Source organism: Alcaligenes sp. Marseille-Q7550 (assembly GCF_965112015.1).
In genome coordinates this window covers 1,657,112-1,683,476 of the sequence record NZ_CBCOPU010000001.1, presented here as the reverse complement: position 1 = coordinate 1,683,476, position 26,365 = coordinate 1,657,112, and the positions used below count along the sequence as shown (strand labels likewise).

The 26,365-nt window shown below is 65.9% G+C and carries 24 protein-coding genes; 10 read left to right on the top strand and 14 right to left on the bottom strand.

Annotation, left to right across the window (positions count from 1 at the left end; translation table 11 throughout):
* Positions 1-2 precede the first annotated feature (2 nt).
* From ACWPWO_RS08040 to ACWPWO_RS08020, 5 genes are all read right to left on the bottom strand, one after another.
* Positions 3-896 (bottom strand): alpha/beta fold hydrolase, encoded by an 894-nt coding sequence (locus ACWPWO_RS08040; protein WP_454006325.1) that lies wholly within the window; start codon positions 894-896, stop codon positions 3-5.
* 237 nt (positions 897-1,133) lie between these two features.
* Entirely contained in the window at positions 1,134-3,578 is a 2,445-nt protein-coding gene (locus tag ACWPWO_RS08035) for a DNA internalization-related competence protein ComEC/Rec2 (RefSeq protein WP_454005795.1), read from the bottom strand.
* A 171-nt stretch (positions 3,579-3,749) separates the two neighbouring features.
* Positions 3,750-4,583, bottom strand: a complete 834-nt coding sequence (locus ACWPWO_RS08030) for a TatD family hydrolase (RefSeq protein ID WP_454005793.1) — start codon at positions 4,581-4,583, stop codon at positions 3,750-3,752.
* 94 nt (positions 4,584-4,677) lie between these two features.
* Complete coding sequence (locus ACWPWO_RS08025; RefSeq protein WP_454005791.1) at positions 4,678-5,379, bottom strand: ABC transporter ATP-binding protein; 702 nt, start codon at positions 5,377-5,379, stop codon at positions 4,678-4,680.
* Positions 5,372-6,646 carry a lipoprotein-releasing ABC transporter permease subunit gene (locus ACWPWO_RS08020; RefSeq protein WP_454005789.1) on the bottom strand — a complete coding sequence of 425 codons (1,275 nt, stop codon included), beginning with the start codon at positions 6,644-6,646 and terminating at the stop codon, positions 5,372-5,374. Before ACWPWO_RS08020 ends, ACWPWO_RS08025 begins: the two co-directional genes overlap by 8 nt.
* Positions 6,647-6,688: 42 nt before the next feature.
* On the opposite strand from ACWPWO_RS08020, the gene ACWPWO_RS08015 reads away from it, so the two are divergent.
* Entirely contained in the window at positions 6,689-7,636 is a 948-nt protein-coding gene (locus ACWPWO_RS08015) for a hypothetical protein (protein ID WP_454005787.1), read from the top strand.
* On the top strand, positions 7,618-9,327 hold the full coding sequence (gene recJ, locus ACWPWO_RS08010; protein WP_454005785.1) for a single-stranded-DNA-specific exonuclease RecJ: 1,710 nt from the start codon (positions 7,618-7,620) through the stop codon (positions 9,325-9,327). Before ACWPWO_RS08015 ends, recJ begins: the two co-directional genes overlap by 19 nt.
* Before the next feature lie 108 nt (positions 9,328-9,435).
* Here recJ and ACWPWO_RS08005 read toward each other — a convergent pair whose 3' ends face one another.
* Positions 9,436-10,347, bottom strand: coding sequence for a DMT family transporter (locus tag ACWPWO_RS08005; protein WP_394065462.1), 912 nt, complete (start codon positions 10,345-10,347; stop codon positions 9,436-9,438).
* 251 nt (positions 10,348-10,598) lie between these two features.
* Here ACWPWO_RS08005 and ACWPWO_RS08000 point away from each other — a divergent pair, with 251 nt between their 5' ends.
* Positions 10,599-11,537, top strand: coding sequence for a bile acid:sodium symporter family protein (locus tag ACWPWO_RS08000; protein WP_394065461.1), 939 nt, complete (start codon positions 10,599-10,601; stop codon positions 11,535-11,537).
* Positions 11,538-11,640: 103 nt separating this feature from the next.
* Here the strand turns inward: ACWPWO_RS08000 and ACWPWO_RS07995 are convergent, their stop codons facing one another.
* Positions 11,641-12,555 (bottom strand): DMT family transporter, encoded by a 915-nt coding sequence (locus ACWPWO_RS07995; protein WP_454005782.1) that lies wholly within the window; start codon positions 12,553-12,555, stop codon positions 11,641-11,643.
* Positions 12,556-12,997: 442 nt separating this feature from the next.
* Here ACWPWO_RS07995 and infA point away from each other — a divergent pair, with 442 nt between their 5' ends.
* From infA to lysS, 6 genes are all read left to right on the top strand, one after another.
* Entirely contained in the window at positions 12,998-13,267 is a 270-nt protein-coding gene (infA, locus tag ACWPWO_RS07990; RefSeq protein ID WP_394065459.1) for a translation initiation factor IF-1, read from the top strand.
* Between the two features lie 115 nt (positions 13,268-13,382).
* Positions 13,383-13,772 carry a hypothetical protein gene (locus ACWPWO_RS07985; RefSeq protein WP_454005780.1) on the top strand — a complete coding sequence of 130 codons (390 nt, stop codon included), beginning with the start codon at positions 13,383-13,385 and terminating at the stop codon, positions 13,770-13,772.
* Positions 13,773-13,834: 62 nt separating this feature from the next.
* Entirely contained in the window at positions 13,835-15,091 is a 1,257-nt protein-coding gene (locus tag ACWPWO_RS07980; RefSeq protein WP_454005777.1) for a methyl-accepting chemotaxis protein, read from the top strand.
* A gap of 182 nt (positions 15,092-15,273) precedes the next feature.
* Positions 15,274-16,378, top strand: a protein-coding gene (prfB, locus tag ACWPWO_RS07975) for a peptide chain release factor 2 (RefSeq protein WP_454005775.1) whose coding sequence is annotated in 2 segments (ribosomal slippage) — positions 15,274-15,354 and positions 15,356-16,378 — 1,104 coding nt in all. Because the reading frame shifts where the segments join, the coding sequence is not laid out codon by codon here.
* A gap of 1 nt (position 16,379) precedes the next feature.
* A complete protein-coding gene (locus tag ACWPWO_RS07970; RefSeq protein WP_454005773.1) occupies positions 16,380-17,117 on the top strand; it encodes an SDR family NAD(P)-dependent oxidoreductase in 738 nt (245 codons plus the stop codon).
* Positions 17,118-17,128: 11 nt separating this feature from the next.
* Positions 17,129-18,652, top strand: coding sequence for a lysine--tRNA ligase (gene lysS, locus ACWPWO_RS07965; protein ID WP_454005771.1), 1,524 nt, complete (start codon positions 17,129-17,131; stop codon positions 18,650-18,652).
* A gap of 68 nt (positions 18,653-18,720) precedes the next feature.
* Here lysS and ACWPWO_RS07960 read toward each other — a convergent pair whose 3' ends face one another.
* From ACWPWO_RS07960 to uvrB, 7 genes are all read right to left on the bottom strand, one after another.
* Complete coding sequence (locus tag ACWPWO_RS07960) at positions 18,721-19,602, bottom strand: methylglyoxal synthase (protein WP_454005769.1); 882 nt, start codon at positions 19,600-19,602, stop codon at positions 18,721-18,723.
* Between the two features lie 6 nt (positions 19,603-19,608).
* Positions 19,609-19,932, bottom strand: coding sequence for a HesB/IscA family protein (locus ACWPWO_RS07955; RefSeq protein WP_394065453.1), 324 nt, complete (start codon positions 19,930-19,932; stop codon positions 19,609-19,611).
* Positions 19,933-19,960: 28 nt separating this feature from the next.
* A complete protein-coding gene (locus ACWPWO_RS07950; protein ID WP_394065452.1) occupies positions 19,961-20,365 on the bottom strand; it encodes an iron-sulfur cluster assembly scaffold protein in 405 nt (134 codons plus the stop codon).
* An 18-nt stretch (positions 20,366-20,383) separates the two neighbouring features.
* The gene (locus ACWPWO_RS07945; RefSeq protein ID WP_454005767.1) at positions 20,384-21,565 is read right to left on the bottom strand and encodes an IscS subfamily cysteine desulfurase; all 1,182 of its coding nucleotides are present in this window, start codon (positions 21,563-21,565) and stop codon (positions 20,384-20,386) included.
* A gap of 22 nt (positions 21,566-21,587) precedes the next feature.
* A complete protein-coding gene (gene iscR / locus ACWPWO_RS07940) occupies positions 21,588-22,073 on the bottom strand; it encodes a Fe-S cluster assembly transcriptional regulator IscR (RefSeq protein ID WP_454005766.1) in 486 nt (161 codons plus the stop codon).
* Between the two features lie 142 nt (positions 22,074-22,215).
* Positions 22,216-22,707, bottom strand: coding sequence for a low molecular weight protein-tyrosine-phosphatase (locus ACWPWO_RS07935; RefSeq protein WP_454006323.1), 492 nt, complete (start codon positions 22,705-22,707; stop codon positions 22,216-22,218).
* Between the two features lie 345 nt (positions 22,708-23,052).
* Positions 23,053-25,074, bottom strand: a complete 2,022-nt coding sequence (gene uvrB / locus ACWPWO_RS07930) for an excinuclease ABC subunit UvrB (RefSeq protein ID WP_454005764.1) — start codon at positions 25,072-25,074, stop codon at positions 23,053-23,055.
* 83 nt (positions 25,075-25,157) lie between these two features.
* Between uvrB and ACWPWO_RS07925 the strand changes: the two genes are divergently transcribed.
* Positions 25,158-26,360, top strand: a complete 1,203-nt coding sequence (locus ACWPWO_RS07925; RefSeq protein ID WP_454005762.1) for an amino acid aminotransferase — start codon at positions 25,158-25,160, stop codon at positions 26,358-26,360.
* The last annotated feature ends 5 nt before the right edge of the window (positions 26,361-26,365 follow it).

The following is a 26,365-nucleotide window of genomic DNA, read 5'->3' as shown; positions in this document are numbered from 1 at the left end:
GACTATCCTGCAAGAAAATGGTCGATGTAATCAATCTGTTCGGCGTTGCGCAGCATGGGCGCATGGCCTACCTGGGGAATCTCCACCAGTTGCGCGTGCGGATTGCGGCGCAGCATCTCGTGCGCGGCCTGGGCGGACAGCAGGTCGGACTGTTCGCCGCGCAGGATCAGCACTTTGTCGGGCAGCCCTTCGTAGGCGCTCCAAAGCAGAGCCTGGGCGGCCTCCAGGTCCACATCGGCCTGACGCGAAAAGGCCTGCGACAGGCGCAGATCGTAGTGCCGCTGCCATTTGCCGTCGTGTTCCACAAAGACATGGCGAGACATGTCCTCCCAATCGGCGGCCTGGTGCTCGCCGAAAGAAGCCGACACGGAGCGCACATACTCCACCGCCTGCGCGAACGTGTCAAAGGTGACCGCCTGGCCCACGTATTCGCCGATGCGCTGCAAGCCCGTCAGGTTCAAGGCCGGCCCCACGTCGTTCAGCACCACGCGGCCCAGCGGCAACTCCAGCGGCGCCTCCAGCCCCGGTCCGGGACGGGCCGGACGCAGCAAGGCGGACATGGCCTGGGCGCCATGCAGCCCCAAGGCGATGAGCCCGCCCATGGACGTGCCCACCCAGTCCAGCCTGGCGGGCTCGAGGCGGGCGATCAGCACCAGCATGTCCGCCACGTATTGCGCAATGGCGTAGGCGGCCGGATCGATCAGCCAATCGGAGCGGCCGCGCCCCACGACGTCGGGCGCCACGACCCGGCAGCGGCCGGCGAGCCGTTGCGCCAGGCGATCGAAATCCCGGCCGGTACGCGTCAAGCCGTGCACGCACATCAGCACCTGGTCGTTGTCCGGGTCGCCCCACTCCCAATATGCCATGCGGTGCGTGCCCGAGGCGCTGGCGCACATGACCCAGTCGAGGCGTGGTTCCTGAAATTTCGTAGTCATGACGGGACGAAGGCCTGAATTTGACAAAAGAAAATGCTTCCATGCCGCGCCTTGGGCTGGCAGCCTCCCCAAGGGGACGCTTCTTACCTTGGGAATGCCCGGCGCTCCGGCGGCCGGCGCTCCGGCGGCCCGGCGGAAAAAAATCCATTGTAGCCCAGCCTGACGGCTTTCCCTGATCTTCCCTGTCCATAAGGGCTGTCAGGGTGCGGGCGCCTGCCAGTAACGCGCGTAGCGATCGCGCTCGCCGCTGTAGTACAGGACTCCAGGACGCGACTGTGCACTGACCGCCCCCCACTGGTCGGTGCGCAGGAACAGCGCCCCGGACCGCTCCCAGCGACGCTGCACGGCGGCATGCGGATGGCCGAAACGGTTCCACCAGCCATTCTGGGAAATAGCCAAGGACGCCCGCAAGCCGGCCACCAGCCCCGGCCCCGATGAGGTGCGCGAGCCATGATGCCCGACCACCACCACGTCGACCGGGCCCAGACCCGCGGCCAGCATCGCCTGCTCCTGCGCCACTCCGGCATCGCCCAGCAGCAAGGCTGAATGATGGGCTCCCCGCACTTCCAGCACGCAACTGATTGCATTCTTGTCATCTTCTTTGTGCGCCTGGGCGAAGCCGCCGTCCCGCCGCGCCGGCGGCCACCAGAAACGGAAATGCACTCCATCCAGATCCCAGCTCGCGCCCTGCTCGCAAGGCGCGGCCGACTGCGGACGCGGGACTGTCCCTCTGGGCAGCCCCAGCAGACGCTCTTCCCTGTCCAGATGAGCGTCCAGGTCGAAACTGCTGAACGCCTGGCGCACCGGCACGCCCTGCAGCACGCTGCGCGCTCCGCCCACATGATCCATATCGGCATGCGAAAGCACCAAGGCGTCCAGCCTGCTGATCCCCGACGCACGCAACAGGGGACGGATGGCGCGCGATCCTTCATCGGACTGCGGTCCATACATATTGCCCGCATCGAACAGCAAGACGTGCCCTCGGGTGCGCAGCAGCACGGCGCTGCCCTGCCCCACATCCAGCGCCGTCAGGTCCCATTCTCCTGTTTGCAGCAAAGGCGGCCGCAAAGCCAGGGCGGGCAGGAGCAGCAGGGCCGCCACTGCACGGGGTAGAAAACCTCTGGGCAACAGCATCAGGAATACCCCCGCCAGCGCCAGGACCGTCCAGCCCGGGCTCTGGGCGGGAACCGGCATGCTGGCCAGGGGTTGCGCCGCCAGCCAGACCGTGGGCAGCATGGTCAGCTCCAGCGCACCATGAGCCAGCCATGCCGCCGCCTCGCACCACGCCGCCGGCGCCTGCGCGGCCGCCAGCAGCATCAATCCCAGCACCAGGGACGTGGCCACCGACCCCATCAGCACGATGGCATAGGCATTGGCGGCCAGCGAGGCCAGGGAAACTTCGTGGAACAAAGGCGCCAACGCAGGCATCAGGGCCAGCGTCATCATGCCCTGCAGGCGCGCAGCGGCCCGCACGATGGCGCCCCGGCGCCGCCAGAACCCGCCGCCGGCCGGCGCCTGGCCCGAGCCTTCCTGCACCGCCAGCAGAACGGATACGGCGCCGAATGACAGATAGAAGCCGGTGGCAAGGCCCGCCCAGGGATCATGCAGCACCACCGCCACGGCCGCCAGCACAAGGATGCGGCTGGCGGCCAGTCGGCATCCTGAGACCCTGCACGCCCCGGCCACCAGCAGCATCAGAAAGGTGCGCTGGGCCGGCACGCCCCAGCCGGCGACCACGCAGTAGGCCCCCGCGGCGGCCACGCCTATCCAGATGGCCGCGATCTGGGCCGGGCAGTATTCGGCCAGCGCCCGGCCTCGCCATGCCAGGCGCCGCCAGGCCCAGGACAGGGCGCCGGCCAGCAAGACCGCCAGCAGAGTGACGTGCGTGCCGCTGATGGAGACCAGATGCGTCAGGCCGCTGCGGTTGAAGACCTGCCAATCGGCCGGCGCGATGCTCGCCTGGTCGCCCAGCGCCAGCGCCAGCATCACTCCGCCCCAACGCTTGTCCTGGACATAGGGCCGCATGGCGGCGCGCAGATCGTGGCGCAGGCGTTCGGCTCGCACGCCCCAGCCCAGCGTCTGCGCGGACGCCAGCGGCTCGGGGTACCCTCGCACGCTGCCCACGGCGCGCCACCCTTGGGCCATGGCGTGGCGCTCCGCATCGTAACCATGAGGATTGCGCGCGCCCTGAGGCGGGCGCACCAGCAAGGACATGCGCCAGCGCTGGCCCGGCGCCAGGTCGGGAAATGAGTGGACCTGCGGCTCGCGATAGATCGAATGGCGCTGCGGCGCGTGCCAACGGACCAGGAGGTCCTGCGGCAACCCGGGCGGACGCGACTGAAGGACACGCGCCTGAAACTGCCGATGGGCCGGCCCGGCCTGCACCAGGGACACGATTTCCAGATCCACGCGGCTGACCTTGTTGACGTCTCCGGCGGGCACGGACTGGCTCAAGCGCGCCTGGATATGCCACACGCTGTACAAGGCGCCGAGCAAGGCAAACACGGCCAGCCAGGCCAGGGGAAAGCGCAAGGACAGCACAAGCGCGGCCAATGCGCCCGCGCCCCAGACCCAAACGGAAACGGTCAGGACCGCAGGCGGCAGGAAATGCACCGCCGTGGCCGCTCCCGCGAATGCGCCCATGCATGCGCGCCCGATCACCCCGTTGCTCCCGCCGCCATGCACGCCTCCGCCCAAAACACCAGCTTAAGGGCTGGCGGCCGTCGGCGGGCGGCCCGGGCGGAGCGTTGCGACACTCGGCTTGTACGGTGGACAAGCCCCTGCTCCGACGCCGACTCGGCGTGCTCCGACGTGCTAGGGCTGCGGATTGTTCAGCAAGGCATCCAGGCGCGGCAGGACGCGGCGGGCAGTTGCCCCGGTGGCCGCAATCACCTCTTGCACGTCCAGGCCGCGCAACTCGGCCAGGCTGCGCGCCACCCCGGCCACTTCCATTGGTTCGTTGCGCACCGAGGCCAGAGGCGTGCCCGGTTCCACCCTCCATGAAGGGGCCAGGTCGGGCGCATCGGTTTCCAGGACAATGCTGTCCAGGTCCAGCTCCTGGGCCAGGCGTCGTATCTGCTTGGCGCGGCCAAAGGTCATGGCGCCGCCAAAACCCAGGGCGCAGCCCTGGCGCACGAACATGTCGGCCTGCTGGCGGCGGCCATTGAAGGCGTGGGCAATGCCGCCCACGCCGGGAAACTGCCTCAAGTACTTCAGCACCCTGTCCTGCGAGCGCCGCACATGCAGCAATACCGGCAGGCCGCAGCGCTGCGCCAATGCCAGCTGGCGTTCATAAATCCATTCCTGATGCCGGGACGCCGCCTCGGTCTTGAGTTCGGGCACGAAATAATCCAGGCCGATCTCGCCTATGGCCACGAAGCGCGGATCGTCCAGGCTGGCCTGGACCTGCCGCTCCAGTTCGCTCAGATCGTCCTCGCCCGCCCCGGGCGCAAATAAAGGATGAATGCCCAGGGCATAGGCTCCGCCCGGCACGGCCTGCGCCGCCAGGCGGGCGTCCTGGAAATCGAACACGCCCACGGCCGGCACCACGATGGAGCGCACGCCCGCCTGGCGCGCACGCGCGATCACGGCCCCGCGGTCCGCGGAAAACTCAGGGGCGTCAAGATGACAATGGGTGTCGATCAACATGGCAAGGCTCCAGACAAGCGGCTGTCTTTTCACTATACAGGCAGGAAGAAAAAGGGGCGCGGCGCGCCTTTTGTCCCGCCGACCCAGGCCCGCCTCAGGCCTTGATTTCCTGCGCCAAGTGACCTTTGTCCATGACCAGCTGGCGATGCGCCAGCGCGGCCAGCGCCGGATCGTGCGTGACAATGACGAAAGCCGTGCCGAATTCCTCGTTGACCTTGGTCAGCAGGTCGAACATGCCTTCGGCCGTGTAGCGGTCCAGGTTGCCGGTGGGCTCGTCGGCCAGCACGCAGGCCGGGCGGGTGACCAGTGCGCGCGCCAGGGCCACGCGCTGGCGCTCGCCGCCCGACAGCTGGCCGGGATAGTGGCGGACGCGTTGGGCCAGGCCGACCTGCTCCAGCCCGACCTGAGCCTGCTCGCGCGCCTGGTTCCGGTTCATGCGGCGCACGATCAAAGGCATGGCCACATTGTCCAGGGCGTCGAATTCGGCCAGCAAGTGATGGAACTGATACACGAAGCCCAGCACCTGATTGCGCAACTGGCTGCGCTGGCGCTCATTGAGCGCTTCAGCCTGCACGCCGTTGACTTCGATGCTGCCGCTGCTGGGCTTGTCCAGCAGGCCCAGCGAATGCAGCAGCGTGCTCTTGCCCGAGCCGGAAGCGCCGATGATGGCCACCATTTCGCCGCGGCGCACCTCCAGGCTGACGCCCGAGAGCACCTGGATGGTATTGCCGCCCTCTTCGTAATGCACGCTGACATCGCGCGCCCGCAAAACAATGGGATGAATGGTCTCAGTCATGGCGCAGCACCTGGGCGGGTTGAAGCTTGGAGGCGCGCCAGCTCGGATACAGCGTCGCCGGGAAAGACAGCAGCAGCGACACTACCGCGATCACCGTGATGTCGTCCAGCTGCGGATCGGAGGGCAGCTCGCTGATGAAGTAGATCTGCTGCGGCAGGAACTTGCGGCCCATCAGATTTTCTATGAAGGGCACGATCACATCGATGTTGTAGGCGATCAGCATGCCCAGGCCCACGCCCAGCAGCGTGCCCACCACTCCGATCAGCGCGCCCTGCACCAGGAAGATGCGGGCGATCTCGCGCGGGGTCGCCCCCAGCGTGCGCAGGATGGCGATGTCCGACTGCTTGTCCTTGACGGCCATCACCAGCGAAGACAGGAGATTGAAGGCCGCCACGGCCACGATCAGGGCCAGGATCAGGAACATCATGCGCTTTTCCGTCTGCACGGCGGCGAACCAGGTACGGTTGTTCTCGGTCCAGTCCGAGACGAAGACGTAGCTGGGCATGACGTTGGCGATCTCCCGGGCCACCTGCGGCGCCTTCTGCATGTCCTTGATGCGCAGGCGCACGCCGCTGTTGCCCACGTCGCGGAAGACGCGCGCGGCATCGTCCACGTTCACGAAGGCCAGGGTGGCGTCATACTCGTAATACCCCGAGGAGAACACGCCGGTCACGGTGAACTGGCGCATGCGCGGCGAAAAGCCCGCCGGCGAGATCGAGCCCTGCGGCGCCATCACCATGATGGTGTCGCCGGTGCTCACGCGCAGCATGCCGGCCAGTTGCTCGCCCAGCACGATGCCGAACGAGCCCGGCTTCAGATTCTCCAGCCTGCCCATGACCATCTGCTGCGCCAGCTCCGAGACGCGCGACTCCTGCTCGGGATCGATGCCGCGCACCTGCACGCCGGTCAGCTGGTTGCTGCGCACCAGCATGCCCTGTCCGGCCACGTAGGGCGCCGAGCCGATCACGGCCGGATTGATCTGGGCCTTCTGGGCCAGCGTCTTCCAGTGGTCCAGCACTTGCTGGTGATCGGCGTTGCGCACGATCAGTTCGATATGCGGCAGGACCGACAGCATGCGGTCGCGCACCTGCTTCTGGAAGCCGTTCATGACCGACAGCACCACGATCAGCGCGGCCACGCCCAGCGCTATGCCCGCCATGGAACTGCCGGCGATAAATGACACGAAACGGTCCGACCGCCCCCCGCGCCGCTTGCGGCCCCGGGCCAGGCCGGCGTACCGCGCTCCTATCCAAAATTCATATGCCATTCGAGCTGCTACCGCCTCAAAGAAAACACTACAATCGCTGTCATGCAGATCGTAATCAAGGGCGCGCTGCCGGATCCGGCCATTGCGCGCGAACTCATCAAACACCTGGCGCAGACCGCTCCCACCCTGGTCCAATGGCTGGAGCAGGGACAGGGAGAACTGTCTCTGCGCGAGCCGGCCGTGGAGCTGTGCACCCCGGCGGAATCCTGCCTGCTGCAGGCCCACGGCTTTGAGGCCGGCCAAGCTCAGCATCTTAGCGCAGGTCTGGCCCCTTTGCGGGCCCGCCAGATAAAACAAATCCAGAATGTTCCAGGCAATGCCCCCCTGTGGCTGGCCGAACTGGTGCACATCGCGCCCTCGCGCGAAGGAGCCATGCTGCTGCCGGCCGCGCAACTGGAGGTCTCCGAGGCGCACGGCCGCACCCTGCTGGAGGCCTTCGCGCCCTATCTGGAAGGCACGGGGTTTACCTTCCGTTACCTGACTCCGCAGTACTGGTGCGTGACCACGCCTTCCGGATTCGATTATCGCGCCGCCTCGCCGGAGCTGGTCAGCCAGAGCAATCTGAACGACTGGTGGACCCAGGACGCCGCAGCGCGGCCCTGGCGCCGGCTGGTCAATGAATTCCAGATGCTGGCCTTCGATCTGCCCGTCAACCGCGAGCGCGAGCAGGCCGGCCTGCCGCCCGTCAACAGCCTGTGGCTGTTCGGCGGCGCGCGCCCCGACCAGCTGGGCGCCGAACCGCGGGAACTGCTCGTGCTGGACACGCTGCAGGACAGCCTGATGCAGCAGGACTGGGGCCGCTGGCTCGAAAGACTGGCCGAGCTGGACCGTGATGTGCTCGCGCCGCTGGCCGGGCAGGCCCAGCCGGAGCTGGTGCTGGCCGGCCAGGACCGCTACGCGCGCGTGCGGCCCGCCGCGCGCCGCGTCTGGCCTTTGTCCTTATTGAAAAACAAGCAGAACTGGAGTCAGTGGTGGTCACCCCAATCCTGAAGAATCGTCCCGAACAACGACAAGCCAGCCAGGCCCTGGAGCAGGCCGGCCTGCATCCCCTGATGGCCCGCCTGCTGGCGGCCCGCGGGGTGGCCGACGCCGCCCAGACCGAAATCAGCTGGCAGCGCCTGATCCCGCCCGCCATGCTGAGCCAGGCCCAGCATGCCGCCGCCCTGCTGGCCGACGCCATAGACCGGCGCGAGCGCATGCTGATCATTGCCGACTACGACTGCGACGGCGCCACGGCCTGCGCCGTGGGTCTGCGGGCCCTGCGCAGCATGGGCGCCATCGTGGACTTCCTGGTGCCCAACCGCTTCGAGACCGGCTATGGCCTGTCGCCCGCCGTGGTGGACCTGGCCCTGCGGCATCCGGCCGGCAAGCCCGACCTGCTCATCACCGTGGACAACGGCATCGCCAGCATAGACGGCGTGGAGGCGGCCCGGCAGGCCGGCATGCAGGTGCTGGTGACCGACCACCACCTGCCCGGGGACGAATTGCCCGACGCCCTGGCCATCGTCAACCCCAACCAGCCCGGCTGCGATTTCCCGTCCAAGAATCTGGCCGGCGTGGGCGTGATCTTCTACCTGATGCTGGCGCTGCGCGCCGAGCTGCGCCAGCGCGGCGTCTATCCGGCCAATGGCGGCCCGCGCCTGGACACCCTGTGCGACCTGGTCGCGCTGGGCACGGTGGCCGACGTGGTCAGCCTGGACGCCAACAACCGCCTGATCGTCACGCAGGGACTGGAGCGCATGCGCGCCGGCCGCATGCAGCCCGGCCTGCGCGCCCTGTTCCAGGTGGCCGGCCGCGAACCGCGCCAGGCCAGCGCCTTCGACCTGGGTTTCGCCCTGGGGCCGCGCATCAATGCCGCGGGACGTCTGGCCGACATGTCCCTGGGGATACGCTGCCTGATCACCGACGACGAGCAGGAAGCCGCCGACATCGCCCGCGAGCTGGAAGACATGAACCAGGACCGGCGCGCCATCGAGAACACCATGCGCGAAGAAGCCCTGCGCGCCGCCGAACAGGCCGAACCCGACACCTGCGCCACGGTCTGCGTCTATCATCCGGACTGGCACCAGGGCGTGGTGGGCCTGGTCGCCTCCCGGCTGAAGGAAAAGTACTGGCGTCCGACGCTGGCCTTCGCCCAGGGCGACGCCGGCGAGATCAAGGGCTCGGGCCGCTCCATTCCCGACGTGCACCTGCGCGACGCGCTGGACCTGGTCTCCAAGCGCTACCCCGGCCTGATCCTGAAGTTTGGCGGCCATGCCATGGCCGCCGGCCTGACCATAGAGGAAGACAACTACGACGTCTTCGTGCAGGCCTTCGAAGAGGCCGTGCAGGAACTGACCGGCCGTTTCCAGTTCGACCCCGTCATCGAAACGGACGGTTCGCTGGAGCCGCAGCATGCCACGATCTCCGTGGCCGGCCTGCTCCAGAAACAGGTATGGGGAGCGGGCTTCCCGCCGCCGGTGTTTCGCGACCAGTTCCTGGTGCGCCAGCAGCGCCTGCTCAAGAACAAGCACCTGAAGCTGACGCTGGAGCGCGACGGTGCGCGCTTTGACGCCATCTGGTTCAACCGGGATTCCCTGCTGCCCGAGGAAATCGAGGCCGCCTATCGCCTGGACCAGAACGAATGGAACGGCAACGTGAACGTGCAGCTGATCATCGAATTCGCCCAGGGCCGGCCCTGACCCTCGGCGGGAAGTAACGTCAAGCGCTGGCTCGGGCCTTCAGCGCCGCCGGGACCCGGCCCCGCATGGCCTCGCCGCCGAGGGCAAGGCTTGCGCAAGAGTACATGATCAAGAACGGCGGCCCGGCGCGGTCGCCAGCACCAGGCCAGCCAGGGCGAGCACGAAGGCCAGCAGGTGCATGCCGGTGAAGGGCTCGCCCAGCACCAGCACTCCGACAGCCGCCGTGCCCAGGGGCATCAGCACCATGAACACGGCGGCGCGCGAGGCCGGCACATGGGTCACCCCCGTCATCCAGAGCCACACCGTCCAGACGCTGGCCGCCAGCGAGTAAAAGACCAGCAGCAGCCAGATCCAGCCGGGCACCTGCGCGAACGCGAAGTCCCGCGCCGCATACACGCCCAGCGGCGTGATCAGCGCCAGGCTGCACAGATTGATGACGGCGCTGATGCGCTTGGGGCTCATGACCGAGGTCAGCCGCTTGCCGATGACGGCGTAGGCCGCCTCGCACAGCACGGCGCAGAAAATCAGCGCATTGCCCAGCCAGACGCGTCCCGGATCCAGGCCCGTCGGGCCATCTTCCTCGTGCTGCACCAGAGCCAGCAAGGCAATGCCCAGCATGCCCAGGGCCAGGGCCGTCCAGGTGCGCGGACCGATGCGTTCCTTGAGGAAGTACCAGCTGAACAGGGCCACCACGCCGGGAATGGCGGACAGGATGACGCCGGCCGACACCGCGCTGGTCATGCTGATGCCGGTGACCATGCACAGCGTGAACATGAAATTGCCCAGAAACGACTCCAGAAAGATCAAGCCGCGCGTGCGTCCGTCCAGCGCCGGCTCGGTGGCGGGCTTGCGCAGCCAGCGCAGCATGGCCAGCGCGCCTATGCCGAAACGGAACCAGGCCAGCAGAAAGACCGGCAAGGCGGCCACCAGCGGCCGCGTCAAGGCGATGTAGCTGCCCACCAGGCTCATGGACAAGGCCAGGCAGCCGTAGGCCGTCCAGCGAACGCCCGCCGCGCTCATGACAATACCCCGAATGGATACATGGTTTTATGGTTCAACTGGAAACTCGACTCATAATAAGGTCTACAATAACGCCCGAGCCCGGCCTCCGAGACCCCCAGGAGGCCGTTTCGTTTGCGCACAAGATGGCGACGAACAGCGCCCGGCCCGCACCCCGGCCCGCGCCCCGCTCCCTTGTTCCCGTTCCGACCCGCACGCCGCCGGCCTACAGGCCCGCGTCGCCGTGCCCATTCCTTGAAGGATAGACAATCATGCAGGCCATCGCCCGCCTGAGCCGCTTCGTTGGCAATACCTTTGCCATCTGGGTTCTGCTGTTCGCCATTCTGGCTTTTTACTTCCCCGACCATTATCGCTGGTTGGGCGCCTATATTGTTCCCTTGCTGGGCATAATCATGTTCGGCATGGGCCTGACCCTGTCCCGCCAGGACTTTGCCGAAGTCTTCACCCGCCCGGGCCGCGTGGCCATCGGGGTGCTGGGCCAGTTCATCATCATGCCCGGCCTGGCCTGGCTGCTGTGCAAGCTGTTCGCCCTGCCGCCCGAACTGGCCGTGGGCGTCATCCTGGTGGGCTGCTGCCCTGGCGGCACCGCCTCCAACGTCATGACCTTTCTGTCGCGCGGCGACGTGGCCCTGTCCGTGGCCATCACTTCGGTAACCACGCTGCTGGCCCCCGTCGTCACCCCCGCCCTGATCTACCTGCTGGCCAGCCAATGGCTGGAAGTCAGCGCCTCGGCCATGTTCTGGTCCATCGTCCAGGTCGTCATCCTGCCAATCGCGCTGGGCGTCATCGTGCAATCCGTGCTGGGCGAAAAGGTCAAGGCCGGCGTGACCGTGCTGCCGCTGGTCTCCGTGATCGCCATCGTGGCCATCGTGGCCGCCGTGGTGGCCGGCAACCAGGCCAAGATCGCCACCAGCGGCCTGCTGGTGTTCTCCGTGGTCGTGCTGCACAACGGCCTGGGCTATGCGCTGGGCTACCTGCTGGCGCGCCTGTCCGGCATGCCCCTGCCCCAGCGCAAGACGCTGGCCATCGAGGTCGGCATGCAGAACTCGGGCCTGGGGGTGGCGCTGGCCAGCGCCCACTTCTCGCCCCTGGCCGCCGTGCCCAGCGCCATCTTCAGCGTCTGGCACAATATCTCCGGTCCTCTGGCCGCCACAATCTTCCGGCGCATGGACGACCAGCCCAAGGCCTGATCACCATGGGCGGGCGCGGCCAGGTCCGCTCCGCCGCTCCAGAAAAAAAGCCCGCTCATCAAGCGGGCCTTTTTTCATCCAGTCGGGCTTCCGGCCTGAACGCTCATGCCTTGCCGACCTTGCGCGAGGACACGTAGATGCCGCCCACGATCAGCAGGAACGCTGCGGCATGATAGAGCTTGGGCGTGTCTCCCAGGATCAGGACGGACATCAAGGCCGCGAACACGGGCATCAGATTGACGAAGAAGCCCGCCGTGGCGGCGCCCACCCGCTGCACGGCCACGCCCCAGCTGCGCAGCGCCACCAGCGCCGGGCCCGTGCCCACATACAGCACCGCCGCCAGCAGGCCCCAGCTCCAGTCGATATGCCAATCGGTGAATTGCCATTCCAGGGCGGCGAAGGCGCCCGACCAGATCAGGCCGAAGAAGACCTGCGCCATGATGACCGTGGCCCAGCTTTGCGCGATGTCCACGGGATGCTTGCGTGTGCTCAGCATCCAGCTGTAGACGGCCCAGGCGATGGTGGCGATGACCATGTACAGGTCGCCGGGCACGAAATTCAGGGCCAGCAGCTCGTGCCAGTCCGCGCGCGTCAGCACCAGGATCACGCCCAGCAGGGACATCAACCCGCCTGCCAACTGCCGCCAGTTGACCGAGGCGCCGAAGAACAGGCGCCCGATGACCAGCATCCAGAACGGCAGGCTGGCGTTGACCAAGGTGACGTTGACGGGGCTGGAGCTTTGCAGGGCCAGGTATTGCAAGGCGTTATAGATGCCTATGCCCAGCAGGCCCAGGATGGAATAGCGGCGCCAGGTCGCCCACAGGCTGCTGCCGCGCCGCAGCACCTGGCGGCCGAAGAACAGCAGGATGACGAAGGCCACCAGCCAACGGAAGAAGTTCAGGGTGATGGGCGGCACCTGATCATGGATCAGGCGTCCGACAATGGCGTTGCTGGCCCACAGGATGGTGGGCAACACCAGCAGGGCCGTAGTGCCGGGCGTTAGTTTCTGAGTGCTCACGAACATGTCCAAAAAAAACGGCGACGGCGGGGCGCGCCCCCTTCCAGGGCACGCCGCGCCGTCCAGACAAGGCACAGTATAGTGAAGAAACGTTGCGCTTCCAGCCTGCCGCCTGTGCCTTTCCTGCACACTTAGCCTGGTCAATCTTTGACCAATCCATAAATTTTATTTATAATCAAAGTATTGCCTCGCCATGGCGCCGACTGATTCGCCGGCCCATCCCGTCCACGTTCTTCCGGCTGTGTGCCGGATGCAACTCCCTCGGCTTTGCCGGAGCCGCGCGCCCCGGAAAAGCACAGCTTGAGCCCCCTTGCGGGCCTATTGCGACCCAGACCACCCGCGCCGGCGCCGCCGGCCCACCGGTCCGCTCTCGCGACGACGTCCTCCCGTCCCGCCCGCCCGGGCCCGACGGGACATATTCATTTTTTTAGGAGTCCGATCTATGGCCAAAGAAGAGTTACTTGAAATGCATGGTTCCGTCACCGAGATCCTGCCCGACTCGCGCTTTCGCGTCACGCTGGACAACGGCCACGCCGTCATCGCCTACACCGGCGGCAAGATGCGCAAGCACCACATCCGCATCCTGGCCGGCGACAACGTCACTCTGGAGATGTCGCCCTACGACCTGAGCAAGGGCCGGATCATCTTCCGCCACCTGCCCAAGCGCACCGGCGCCGCCATGGCCCCCCGCCGCACGCACAAGCAGCGATAAAACGGCCCGGCCGACACACCCCTGTCACAATCAGATGCAAAAATCACAGGCCATGACAGGGGTGCGGCACTGATACCCATCGGAAAGGCGCACTCGGCATACTGTGGAGTCCGCCTTGAAGAAACTGCTCACCCTTAAAACAGGCTTCATCGCCTATTTTGCCGTCCTTGGGCTTTTCCTGGCGCTGATGCTCAGCGCGCTGCAACACCTGACCCACAGCATCGAACAGCTCAAGCAGCTGGAAACCCAGCGCTACCAGGCCACTGCGCTGGCCAATGAATTCAAGCGCGTCACCGAATCCATCAGCCGCCAGACCATCGCCTTCGTCTCCAGCGAACAGCCCGAATTCCAGCAGAACTTCGAACGACTGCTGGAGGTCTTCACCGGCAGGCAGGCGGACGCCGGCGGCCAGGCCCGGAGCATACTGGCCCGCTTCGAAGCCATCTCGCTTCCCCCGAGGAACTGGCCATCCTGCGCTCGGCCTACGAGCAGACCCTGGAGCTGAGCAAGATCCAGATCGAAGCCATCAGCACGGCCAGCGGGCAGTTCGACGATGGCGCCGGCGGCGTGCGCGTCGCCCTGCCTAATTCGCTCATGGCCAAGGTGCTGGTGTTCAGCCAGCAGTACACCAAGGCGGCGGCGGGCATCGCCGCCACCATAGACCAGTTCGACCAGCAGGTGAGCCAGCGCCTGGACGCCCTGCTGGAGCGGGCCGGTCATGCCAGCGACCGCGCCTTCCGGCTGGCGCTGGTGGCGCTGGGCCTGTTCTTCCTGGTCAGCGCGGCCGCCCTGCTCATGCTGTACCGCTCCATCAAGCGGCCTATCGACCAGGGCGTGGCCCTGGCCAATGAACTGGCCGGCGGCAACCTGACCGCCCGCCTGGACGTGCGTCGCCAGGACGAGATCGGCGCGCTGCTGGCCGCCCTCAACGGCATAGGCGAAGGCCTGCAGCAGGCCGTGGAACAGGTGCGCCAGCAGACCCGCCTGATCGCCGACGGCTCGCAGGCCATCTCGCACGGCAATCAGGACCTGGCCCAGCGTACCGAAGAACAGTCCGGCAGCGTGCAGCGGACCGTGGCCACCATGGGCCAGCTGGCCCACACCGTGCGCCAGAACGCCGACAACGCCCAGCACGCCGACCAGCTCGCCCAGCAGGCTTCCAGCCAGGTGCGGCACGGCAACCAGGCGGCCGGCAGCATGCTGGACATCATGCGCGAGATCGGCGAGAGCTCCCGCAAGATGAGCGACATCACCAACCTGATCCGCAACATCGCCTTCCAGACCAATATCCTCGCCCTGAACGCCGCCGTGGAAGCGGCCCGGGCCGGGCCGCAAGGCCGGGGCTTCGCCGTGGTGGCCACCGAAGTGCGCCAGCTGGCCCTGCGCTCCTCGGACGCCTCGCGCGACATCGAGGCGCTCATCTCCAGCTCGGTCGAACAGATCGCCAAGGGCGCGCAGGCGGCGGCCTCCGTGGGTCAGGCCATGGCCGACACCGAGCAGACCGTGGGCAAGGTGCGCAACATCGTGGCCGACATCGCGCTGGCCTCGCGCGAGCAGGCCGAAGGCGTCGAGCAGGGCAGCCACGCCATGACCCTGCTGGACGAGATCACCCGCCGCAACAGCCAATTGGTGCAGCAGGCCGCGCATACCACGCTGCAACAGCTCGCGCAGGCCGACACGCTCTCGGACGTGGTCGCCCATTTCCAGTTGGACGAGACCTTGGCGCAGGCCGACAAGGACGCCTCCCGGGAGCAGGCCTGCGGCCCCGATTCGGCGATCCTCGGCCGGTATGTGCCGGCCCTGCGGCTGGCTGCCCTGCACTGACCGCGCACGGCCGGCGCCCCCTGTCCGATGCGGCGCCGGCCGCCATCGCCGGGACGTTCGAGCGCCGATTCAGTTCAATGCGTGCCACATCCTGCCGATAAGGGTAAAATCAGGGGTTTCCCGCGTCGCCTTCAGGGACGCCGCAGGGACTAGCACATCTATAACAGGAAACCCTCTGAACCATGGAATCGGAACGCCTCAATCAACTCGAAGCCCGCCTGAACGACTATTCGGAGCGGGAAGAAGCTCTTCGGAGGTATCTTTGACTACGATGACAAAGCGCAACGCCTGCACGTAGTCAACGCCGAACTCGAAGACCCCAACGTCTGGAACAACCCCCAGCACGCCCAGGACCTGGGCCGAGAAAAGAAAAGCCTGGAAAACGTGGTGCACGTGCTCGACGCCCTGCACACCGGCCTGAAGGACTCGCGCGACCTGTTCGAGCTGGCCGCCATGGATGACGACGACGCCACCATCGCCGCCATCGAAGAAGACTGCGACGCCATGGCCGCCCGCATCGAAGAGCTGGAGTTCCGCCGCATGTTCTCCAATCCGGCCGACCCCATGAACTGCTTCCTGGACATCCAGGCCGGCGCCGGCGGGACCGAAGCCCAGGACTGGGCCTCCATGCTGCTGCGCCAGTATCTGCGCTATGCCGAGCACAAGGGCTTCAAGGCGGAAATCCTGGAGCAGTCCGACGGCGACGTGGCCGGCATCAAGTCCGCCACCATCAAGATCGAGGGCGACTACGCCTACGGCTTCCTGCGTACCGAAACCGGCGTGCACCGCCTGGTCCGCAAGAGCCCGTTCGACTCCTCCAACGGTCGCCACACCTCCTTCTCCAGCGTGTTCGTCTACCCCGAGATCGACGACTCCTTCGAGATCGAGATCAACCCGGCCGACCTGCGCGTGGACACCTACCGGGCCAGCGGCGCGGGCGGCCAGCACATCAACAAGACCGACTCGGCCGTGCGCATCACCCACGAACCGACCGGCATCGTGGTCCAGTGCCAGAACGACCGTTCCCAGCACCGCAACCGCGCCGAAGCCATGCAGATGCTGAAATCCCGCCTGTACGAGCTAGAAATGCGCAACCGCATGGCCGAACAGCAGAAACTGGAAGATTCCAAGAGCGACGTGGGCTGGGGCCACCAGATCCGCTCCTACGTGCTGGACCAGAGCCGCATCAAGGACCTGCGCACCAACGTGGAAATCTCCAACACCCAGAAAGTGCTGGACGGCGACCTGGATCCCTTCATCCAGGCCAGCCTGAAGCAAGGCGTCTGACATGGCCGGCACGACGCTGACCGTCCTGAGCGGCGCCTCGCGCGGCCTGGGCCTGGCGCTGGCCCGGCGCAGCCTGGCCGCCGGCCACCGCCTGATCACGCTGGCCCGCAGTCCGCTGGCCTTGCCGGCGCCTGACGGCGCCCATCAGCACATCCAGGCCGACCTGGCCACGGTGCAGGGCGCGCAGCAGGCCTCGCACGCCCTGCTCCAGGCCCTGCAGCAAGCCCAGGCGGAACGCTTCGTGCTGATCAACAACGCCGGCACGGTGGACCCGGTCGCGCAGGCGGCCGATCTGCTCGAGGCCCAGGCCCTCGCCCGAGCGCTGCAACTGAATGTGGCCAGCGTCATGGTCCTGACCGCCGCCTTCCTGCAAGGCACACCCGCCGCGGCGCGCCGCCAGGTGCTGAACATCTCCTCGGGCGCGGGCCGCAAGCCCGTCTCCGGCTGGGCGGCTTATGGCACGAGCAAGGCCGCCCTGGATTTCTACACCCAGACCCTGCAGCTGGAAAATCCGACGCTTCAGGCCTGCTCCCTGGCCCCCGGCGTCGTCGACACCGACATGCAGGCCCACATCCGCAGCCAGTCCCGGGACGACTTCCCCGGCCTGAGCCGTTTCATAGACCTGCACCAGCAGGGCCAGCTCAGCAGTCCGGACGACACCGCCGCCCGTATCCTGCGCTACCTGGACAGCCCGACGTTCGGCCGCCACACCCTGGACGACATCCGCCACTACGACTAGATACTGACAACATGACTGAACCGCTAGACACCGCCACGCCCGTCGTGGACGAAAACCGCCTGATCGCCGAGCGCCGCTCCAAGCTGGACCGCGTGCGCCAGGCCGGCGTCGCCTACCCCAACGATTTCCGTCCCGACGCCCACGCCGCCGAGCTGCACGCCCAATACGGCGAACAGGACAAGGACGCCCTGGCCGAGCTCGCCAAACCCGTCAAGGTGGCCGGCCGCATGATGCTCAAGCGGGTCATGGGCAAGGCCAGCTTCGCCAGCCTGCAGGACGGCACGGGCCGCATCCAGATCTACCTGGACAAGGCCGCCCTGGGCGAAGAGCTGTACGCGGAATTCAAGGGCTGGGACATCGGCGACATCCTGGCGGTCGAAGGCACGGTCTTCAAGACCAACAAGGGCGAGCTCTCCGTGCACGCCTCGTCCGTGCGCCTGCTGGCCAAGTCGCTGCGCCCGCTGCCCGACAAGTTCCACGGCCTGGCCGACCAGGAACTGAAGTACCGCCAGCGCTACGTGGACCTGATCATGGGCGAGGACACGCGCCAGACTTTTCTTGCACGCAGCAAGGTCATCAGCAGCATCCGCAAGCACATGCTGGATGCGGACTTCCTGGAAGTGGAAACGCCCATGCTGCACCCCATTCCGGGCGGCGCGTCGGCCAAGCCCTTCGTCACTCACCACAATGCGCTGGACATGGAGAAGTATTCGAGCACCGCCCACGCGCTGTACCTCAAGCGGCTGATCGTGGGCGGCTTCGAGCGTGTCTTCGAGATCAACCGCAACTTCCGCAACGAAGGCGTGAGCCCGCGTCACAATCCTGAATTCACCATGATGGAGTTCTACGCGGCCTACACCGACTACCAGTGGCTGATGGACTTCACCGAAAGCCTGATCCGCCAGGCCGCCGTCAGCGCGCGCGGCACCGCCACGCTCCAGTACCAGGGTCGCGAACTGGACCTGAGCCAGCCTTTCGATCGCCTGACCATCACCGGCGCCATCCTGAAGTACGCTCCCTCCTACACCCGGGAACAGCTGGAAGACGCCGCCTTCCTGCGTGCCGAACTGGCCCGCCTGAAGGTGGACGTGAATGCGCCGCCGCTGCGCGACGCGGGCCTGGGCGCACTGCAGCTGGCCCTGTTCGAGGAAACCGCTGAAAGCCAGCTCTGGCACCCCACCTTCATCGTGGACTACCCCGTGGAAGTCTCGCCCCTGGCTCGCGCCTCGGATACCCAGGCAGGCATCACGGAGCGCTTCGAATTGTTCGCCACCGGCCGCGAGATCGCCAACGGCTTTTCGGAGCTGAACGACCCCGAAGACCAGGCCGCGCGCTTCCAGGCGCAGGTCCAGGCCAAGGACGCCGGCGACGAAGAAGCCATGTACTACGACGCGGACTACATCCGCGCCCTGGAATACGGCATGCCGCCCACGGGCGGCTGCGGCATCGGCATCGACCGCCTGGTCATGCTGCTGACCGACAGCCCCGCCATCCGCGACGTCATCCTCTTCCCGCACCTGCGCCGCGAAGACTGATCGCCTCAAGCCTGAACGTGAAAAGGCCCTGCATCAGCAGGGCCTTTTTCATGCCATACGGAAAAGGTTCAATCCGCCTGCGGCAAGCGGGCCATGGCCTGGGCCCACTTGTGCGCCACTTCCGGCGAGGCGAAGCAACTGGCCTTGTCCGAGACCACGCGTACGGCGCGCTCCAGCAGCTGGATGTCGGCCTCATGCTGGCGGGCCACGTGCGGGTCCTCGAAAAAGACCACGCGCTGGCAGCGGTTCTCCAGCACCAGTTCGGCGATCTGCGCGTCCCCGCCCAGCGGACCGCTCAGGTAAGGCTGGACCCAGGGCGTTTCCCTGGGCCACCCCTTGGACCAGGCCAGTTCATTCAGGCGGCTGCCGGTCGTGCCCGTACCCACGCGATGGGCAAATCGCGACAGCAGGTCGAAATGCTCATCGGCAAAGGCGACCATCCGGTCCTTGAGCGCGTCGTGGGCGATCAAGGCCAGGGTCTGGCTGGAGAAGTCGAACATGCGCTTGTGGCTGGAATCGGGCCACAGGCCGCGGCTCAGCCGCTCGACCTCGATCCACTCGATGGCGCCCATCAGGGTGGAGATGAAAGGACGTCCGTGCGTGATGCACTGGCGCTTCAGGGCCAACGCTTCCGGAAAGATCGAAGACGGATCGACCGGATCGATCAGGTAGATGGCGCCGTCGAAGGGAGGCGTGCCATCCGGACTTTGGGTGACGCGCGCCACCAGCTTCATCAGCCCGCCTTCGCGCCCATAGGGATAACGGATCAGGCCGGGGTAGCCCTCCAGCAGGCCGGAACGCTCGATGGCGTTACAGGTGCGCCCGACCGTATAGAGCTCGATTTCCAGTTCGCGTATGCCGCTGGCAGAACGCCGTAACCACTGAAACAAGGCCGCGTCTGCAGAATCGTGATGCAGTTGATTGGCCGCCAAACCGAAACGTAGTGACATGTGTTCCTACACAGTAAACGATTCGCCGCACCCGCAGGAGGCTTTTTCGTTTGGGTTGATGAACTTGAAACCTTCATTCAGGCCGTCCCGGCCGTAGTCCACGCGCGTGCCGTCGATGAACGGCAGGCTCTTGGGGTCGACGAACAGCTTGACGCCGTGTTCCTCGAACAATTGATCGCCTTCGACCGCCTCGTCCACGAAGTCCAGCTTGTAGGCCAGACCCGAACATCCGGTCAGGCGCACGCCCAGGCGAAGACCCAGCCCGCCGCCCCGTTTCTTAAGGTGACGCTGGATGTGGTCCGCTGCCGGTTGAGTAAGAGAAATAGCCATGATCTTGTCCTAAATATGAAACAGGGATTCACCCCAGTACCTTGGACCGCTGCGCCAGCACTTTGTTCTGCGCCTGCGCCACGGCGGCCTGCACCGCCTCCTGCGCGAGCAGCGCGCAGTGCACTTTCACGGCGGGCAGCTCCAGTTCCTGCTGCACATAGGCCTGCGAGAATTCGCCGGCCTGCTCCAGGCTGCGCCCTTGCAGCCACTGCGCGGCCAGCGAGCCGGCCGCGATGGTGCAGCCGCAGCCATATGCCTTGAAGCGGCTGTCCTCGATGCGCCCGTCCGCAGACGCGCGCACCTGTATCTGCAGCAGCGCGCCCAGCTCGCGGCTGCCGGCCACGCCGGTACCGACGTCAGCATCGCTGCTTTCCATGACACCCACATGACGAGGGTGCATAAAGTGATCCATGACGGTTTTGCTGTATGCCATTGTCGTATTCCGCCGTCTTCAGGCCTGCACGGCCTCGTCCCACAGGGGCGAGATGGCGCGCAAGTGCTCGACTTTGGCGCGGATGGCCGCAATGGTCGCATCCACGTCCTGCTCGGTGGTGAAGCGCCCCAGACTGATGCGCAGGGAACTGTGCGCCAACTGGTCGCTGCGCCCCAGCGCCTTGAGCACATAGGATGGCTCCAGGCTGGCCGACGTGCAGGCCGATCCGCTGGAGACGGCCAGTTCGGTGAGCGACATCATCAGGGCCTCGCCCTCGATGTGATCCACGCTGATGTTCAGGTTGTGCGGCACGCGCTGGTCCAGGTCGCCGTTCAGGTACAGGTCGGGAATCTGCCGCAGGCCGGCCCACAGGCGATCTCGCAGCGCGCGGATGCGCCGGCCCTCCTGCCCCATCTCCTGACCGGCCAGCTCGAAGGCCCGGCCCATGCCCACGATCTGGTGGGTCGCCAGGGTGCCCGAGCGGAATCCGCGCTCGTGTCCGCCGCCGTGGATCTGCGCCTTCAGGCGCACCGCCGGCTTGCGGCGCACATACAGCGCGCCCACGCCCTTGGGACCGTAGGTCTTGTGGGCCGACATGGACATCAGGTCCACCGGCCACTCCTGCAGATTGATGGCCACCTTGCCGGTCGCCTGCGCGGCGTCCACATGGAACAGCACCTTATGCTGGCGGCAGATGGCGCCCAGCGCCTGCACGTCCTGGATCACGCCGATCTCGTTGTTGACCAGCATGACCGAGGCGAGGATGGTGTCCGGGCGGATGGCCTGCTCGAAGGCCTGGGCGTCCACCAGCCCGTTGGGCAGCACGTCCAGGAAGGTGACCTCGAAACCCTGTTCCTCCAGGGCATGGCAAGTGTCCAGGACGGCCTTGTGTTCGGTGCGCACCGTGATGATGTGGCGGCCCTTGGACTGGTAGAACTGCGCCGCGCCCTTGAGCGCCAGGTTGATGGACTCCGTGGCGCCGGAGGTCCAGACAAGCTCGCGCGGCTCCGCGCCCACCAGGGCGGCCACCTGGCGGCGGGCCTGCTCGACCGCCTCTTCGGCGTCCCATCCGTACGGATGACTGTTGGAGGCCGGATTGCCGAAACGCTCGGTCAGCCAGGGAATCATGGCATCGGCCACGCGCGGGTCCACCGGCGTGGTGGCCGAATAATCCATGTAGATGCGCTGAGCTTGGGTCATACGATACTCCGGGCTGGCGGCTCTAGCCAGCCTGCAAGGTGCATTCTTCCGGATGGCTCGCCTCCTGGGCGGCCTGCTTGAGCTGGCGCAGGCGCTGCTGGTCCACCAGGTCCTGCAGCGAAACGGAATCCAGATAATCCACCATTTTACGACTAAGCGTAGCCCAAAGCTCGTGCGTCATGCATTCGCCCTTCAGGCCGTTGCCGCCCTGCTTGCAATTGCCTTTGCCGCCGCACTGAGTGGCGTCCACCGGCTCATCCACGGCAAACACGATGTCCGCCACGGTGATGTGCCGCGCCAGGCGGGCCAGCGTATACCCGCCGCCCGGCCCGCGCACGCTGTCCACCAGTTCGTGGCGGCGCAGCTTGCCAAACAGTTGTTCCAGGTAGGACAGCGAAATACCCTGCCGCTGGCTGATCCCAGCGAGCGTCACGGGTCCACTTTGCTGGCGCAGCGCAAGATCGATCATCGCGGTCACGGCGAAACGCCCTTTTGTCGTCAAACGCATGATAGTTTCCTTGCCAAAGGCTAAAGCGGCCGGATGCGCAAGCGCAAATCCGACCAATTTGGTCCAGTATAGCAAATACAAGGGAAACTACCGTGCCTTGCCTGTCTATTTTTACACTTATACTGAAGAGTTCAGCCGGGTGTCAGGCAGCCTGGCAACTAGGGATGCGCTTGCGCACCTGTTCGAACACGCCCTGGCAGGCGTCCTCCAGATAGTCCAGGACCTTGTTGAAGCCTTCCTGCCCGCCGTAGTAGGGATCGGGCACCGTGGCGGCTTCGTGGTCGGTGGCAAAGCGCATCAGCAGCATCAGCTTGTGACGATAGATCTTGGGGCACATCTGCTGCAAGGCGGCATGATTTTCCCAATCCATGCTGAGAATAAGGTCGAAGTCGCGGAAGTCCTCGCGGCGCACCTGGCGAGCCTGGTAGGCGGAGATGTCGTAGCCGCGCTTGCGGGCCGCCAGCTGGGCCCGGGTGTCGGGATGCTCGCCCACGTGAAAGCCATGCGTGGCGGCCGAATCCACCTGGATGAGCTCGGAAAGACTGGCCTCGTTCACCAGGCGGCGCAAGACGCCTTCAGCGCTGGGAGAGCGACAGATCTTTCCCCTACAGACGAAAAGAACCTTACTCATAATTCTTAAAAGTCTGAGGGAAAACCCCAAATAAGGCAAGCCGCAAAAAGGCCTCAACCCGCAGCCCCGTTGGCCTGCGACGCTTCCCGGGAGACTCGCCGCGCACGTTCAGGGCCGTGATTGAAGCGCTGATTTTTTTCGCACCAGGACAAAAATGCCCGGTAGCAGCCGCCTGCCGGACGAGCCTAGTTCCAGAGGGCGGCGCGCCGGACCGGCTCACAGCCATCATCGCCCAGGCCTCCTCATCCCGAGGCCGGAAGAACAAAGCGGCCGAATAGTTGCACATACACAACAAAAAACGGAGCCGCGCCAAGGCCGGCTCCGCTTTTAATCCTGCTGCAACACGTTTCAGCCCAAGAGCAGTTTGTCCTTCAGGCGCTGCAGCTTGTCGCGCGCCGCCGCCGCCTGCTCGAACTCCAGGTTGCGGGCGTGATCCATCATCTCTTTTTCCAGGCGCTTGATTTCGCGGGCCGCCGCCTTCTCGTCCCGGAGCAGGATCTCGGGCACGTCCTCCTGCAGCATGGCGGCCGCATCCGGCGCCACGACGCCGTCGATCAGTTCGCGCACCGCCTTGTTCACGCCCCGCGGAGTGATGCCGTGCTCCAGGTTGAAGGCGATCTGCTTGGCCCGGCGGCGCTCGGTTTCATCGATGGCCCGGCGCATCGAATCCGTGACCTGGTCCGCATACAGGATGGCCTTGCCGTGCAGGTTGCGCGCCGCCCGGCCTATGGTCTGGATCAGGCTGCGCTCTGAACGCAGGAAGCCTTCCTTGTCGGCGTCCAGGATGGCCACCAGCGACACCTCCGGTATGTCCAGGCCTTCGCGCAGCAGGTTGATGCCCACCAGCACGTCGAATGCGCCCAGCCGCAGATCGCGGATGATCTCGGCGCGCTCCACGGTATCGATGTCCGAATGCAGGTAGCGCACGCGTATGCCGTTTTCCGAGAGGTAGTCGGTCAGGTCCTCGGACATGCGCTTGGTCAGGGTGGTGACCAGCACGCGATCCTGGCGCGCCGTGCGCAGCTTGATCTCGCCCAGCAGATCGTCCACCTGGGTGGTGGCCGGACGCACTTCGATCTCCGGGTCCACCAGGCCGGTGGGCCGCACCACTTGTTCCACCACATTGTCCGCATGCTCCTGCTCGTAGGCGGCCGGCGTGGCCGACACGAACACGGTCTGCGGCATGCGGGCCTCGAACTCCTCCAGCTTGAGCGGCCGGTTGTCCGTGGCCGAAGGCAGGCGGAAACCGAACTGCACCAGCGTTTCCTTGCGCGAGCGGTCGCCCCGGTACATGGCGCCCAGCTGGCCTATGGTGACGTGGCTTTCATCGATGAACATCAGCGCATTGCGCGGAAGGTAGTCGATGAGGGTCGGCGGCGGATCGCCGGGCGCTGCGCCCGACAGATGCCGGGAATAGTTCTCGATGCCCTTGCAAAAGCCCAGCTCCTGCAGCATTTCTAGGTCGAAGCGGGTGCGCTGTTCCAGCCGCTGGGCCTCGACCAAGTGCCCTTCCTTGACCAGGAAGTCCACCCGCTCGCGCAATTCCTGCTTGATGCTTTCGATGGCGCGCAGCACGGTGTCGCGCGGCGTCACGTAGTGGGAGCTGGGAAACACCGTGAAACGGTTCAGCTTCTGCACCACCTTGCCGGTCAAGGGATCGAACAGCTCCAGGGTCTCGAGTTCGTCGTCGAACAAGGTGACCCGCAAGGCGTGTTCGGCGTTTTCCGCCGGAAAGATGTCCACGACCTCGCCGCGCGCCCGGAACACGCCGCGCTGGAAATCCAGATCGTTGCGCTCGTACTGCATGGCCACCAGGCGGGCCAGCAGTTCCTGGCGGGCGATGCGGTCGCCCACGCGCAGCGTCAGCACCATGGCATGGTAGTCGCCCGGATTGCCGATGCCGTAGATGCACGAGACCGTGCCCACGATGACGGTGTCGGGACGCTCCAGCAGGCTCTTGGTGGCCGACAGGCGCATCTGCTCGATGTGCTCGTTGATGGACGAGTCCTTTTCGATGAACAGGTCGCGCGAAGGTACGTAGGCCTCGGGCTGGTAGTAATCGTAGTAGGAGACGAAATACTCCACCGCATTGCGCGGGAAGAACTCACGCATCTCCGCATAGAGCTGGGCCGCCAGGGTCTTGTTGGGCGCCAGCACGATGGCCGGACGGCCCGTGCGGGCGATGATGTTGGCCATGGTGTAGGTCTTGCCCGACCCGGTCACCCCCAGCAGGGTCTGGTACATCAGTCCGTCATCGATGCCTTCGACGAGCTGATCGATCGCGCCCGGCTGATCGCCAGCCGGCGGATAGGGCTGGAAGAGCTTGAAGGGACTACCCGGAAATTCGACGAACGCAGGCTCAAAATTCATGCTAGACACGCTTTAGGGTAACCCCTTATTATCACATTAATGCTCCACTTTTCCACACTCTCAGGCAACGTCCCCAAATTATCATGACAACGCTTTTCGAAACCGTCGAACTGGCTCCCCGCGACCCTATTCTGGGTTTGAACGAACAATACAATGCCGACGAACGCGCCGGCAAAGTCAATCTGGGCGTTGGCGTGTACTACGACGATCAGGGACGCATCCCCCTGCTGCAGGCGGTCAAGAAAGCGGAAGACGCCCTGGCGGCCAACGCCGCGGCCCGCAGCTACCTGCCCATCGAAGGCATCGCCGCCTACAACAAGGGCGCGCAGACCCTGCTGCTGGGCGCGGACTCCCCCGTCATCGCCGAGGGTCGCGCCCTGACGGTGCAATCCCTGGGCGGCACCGGCGCCCTGAAGATCGGCGCCGATTTCCTGAAGCAGCTCCTGCCTGATTCCCAGGTGTTCATCAGCGATCCCAGCTGGGAAAACCACCGCGCCCTGTTCGAGCGCGCCGGCTTCAAGGTGGGCACCTACGCCTACTACGACGCGGCCACCCACGGCCTGAACTTCGAAGGCATGCTGGCCGCCCTGCGCGCCATGCCCGCCCAATCCATCGTGGTGCTGCACGCCTGCTGCCACAACCCCACCGGCGTGGATCCCAGCGCCGAACAGTGGGCCCAGGTGGCCAAGGTCATCCAGGAGCAGAAGCTTGTCCCCTTCCTGGACATCGCCTACCAGGGCTTCGGCGACGGCCTGGAGCAGGACGCCAGCGTCGTGCGCCTGTTCGCCGCCCTGGGCCTGTCCATGCTGGTCAGCTCCTCCTTCTCCAAGTCGTTCTCGCTCTACGGCGAGCGCGTGGGCGCCCTGACCCTGATCACCTCCAGCAAGGACGAAACCTCCCGCGTGCTCAGCCAGGTCAAGCGCGTCATCCGCACCAACTACTCCAACCCGCCCACGCACGGCGGCAAAGTGGTGGCCACCGTGCTGAACTCGCCTGAACTGTTCCAGGTCTGGGCCGACGAACTGGCGGGCATGCGCGACCGCATCCGCGCCATGCGCAGCCAGCTGGTGGAAAAGCTCAAGGCCCACGGCGTGGCCCAGAACTTCGATTTCGTGCTGCAGCAGCGCGGCATGTTCTCCTACTCCGGCCTGACCGCCGAACAAGTGGAGCGCCTGCGCAACGAACACGGCGTCTACGCCGTCAGCAGCGGCCGCATCTGCGTGGCCGCCCTGAACAGCCAGAACATCGACTACGTGGTCCAGGCCATCGCCAAAGTCCTGAAGTAATCCCT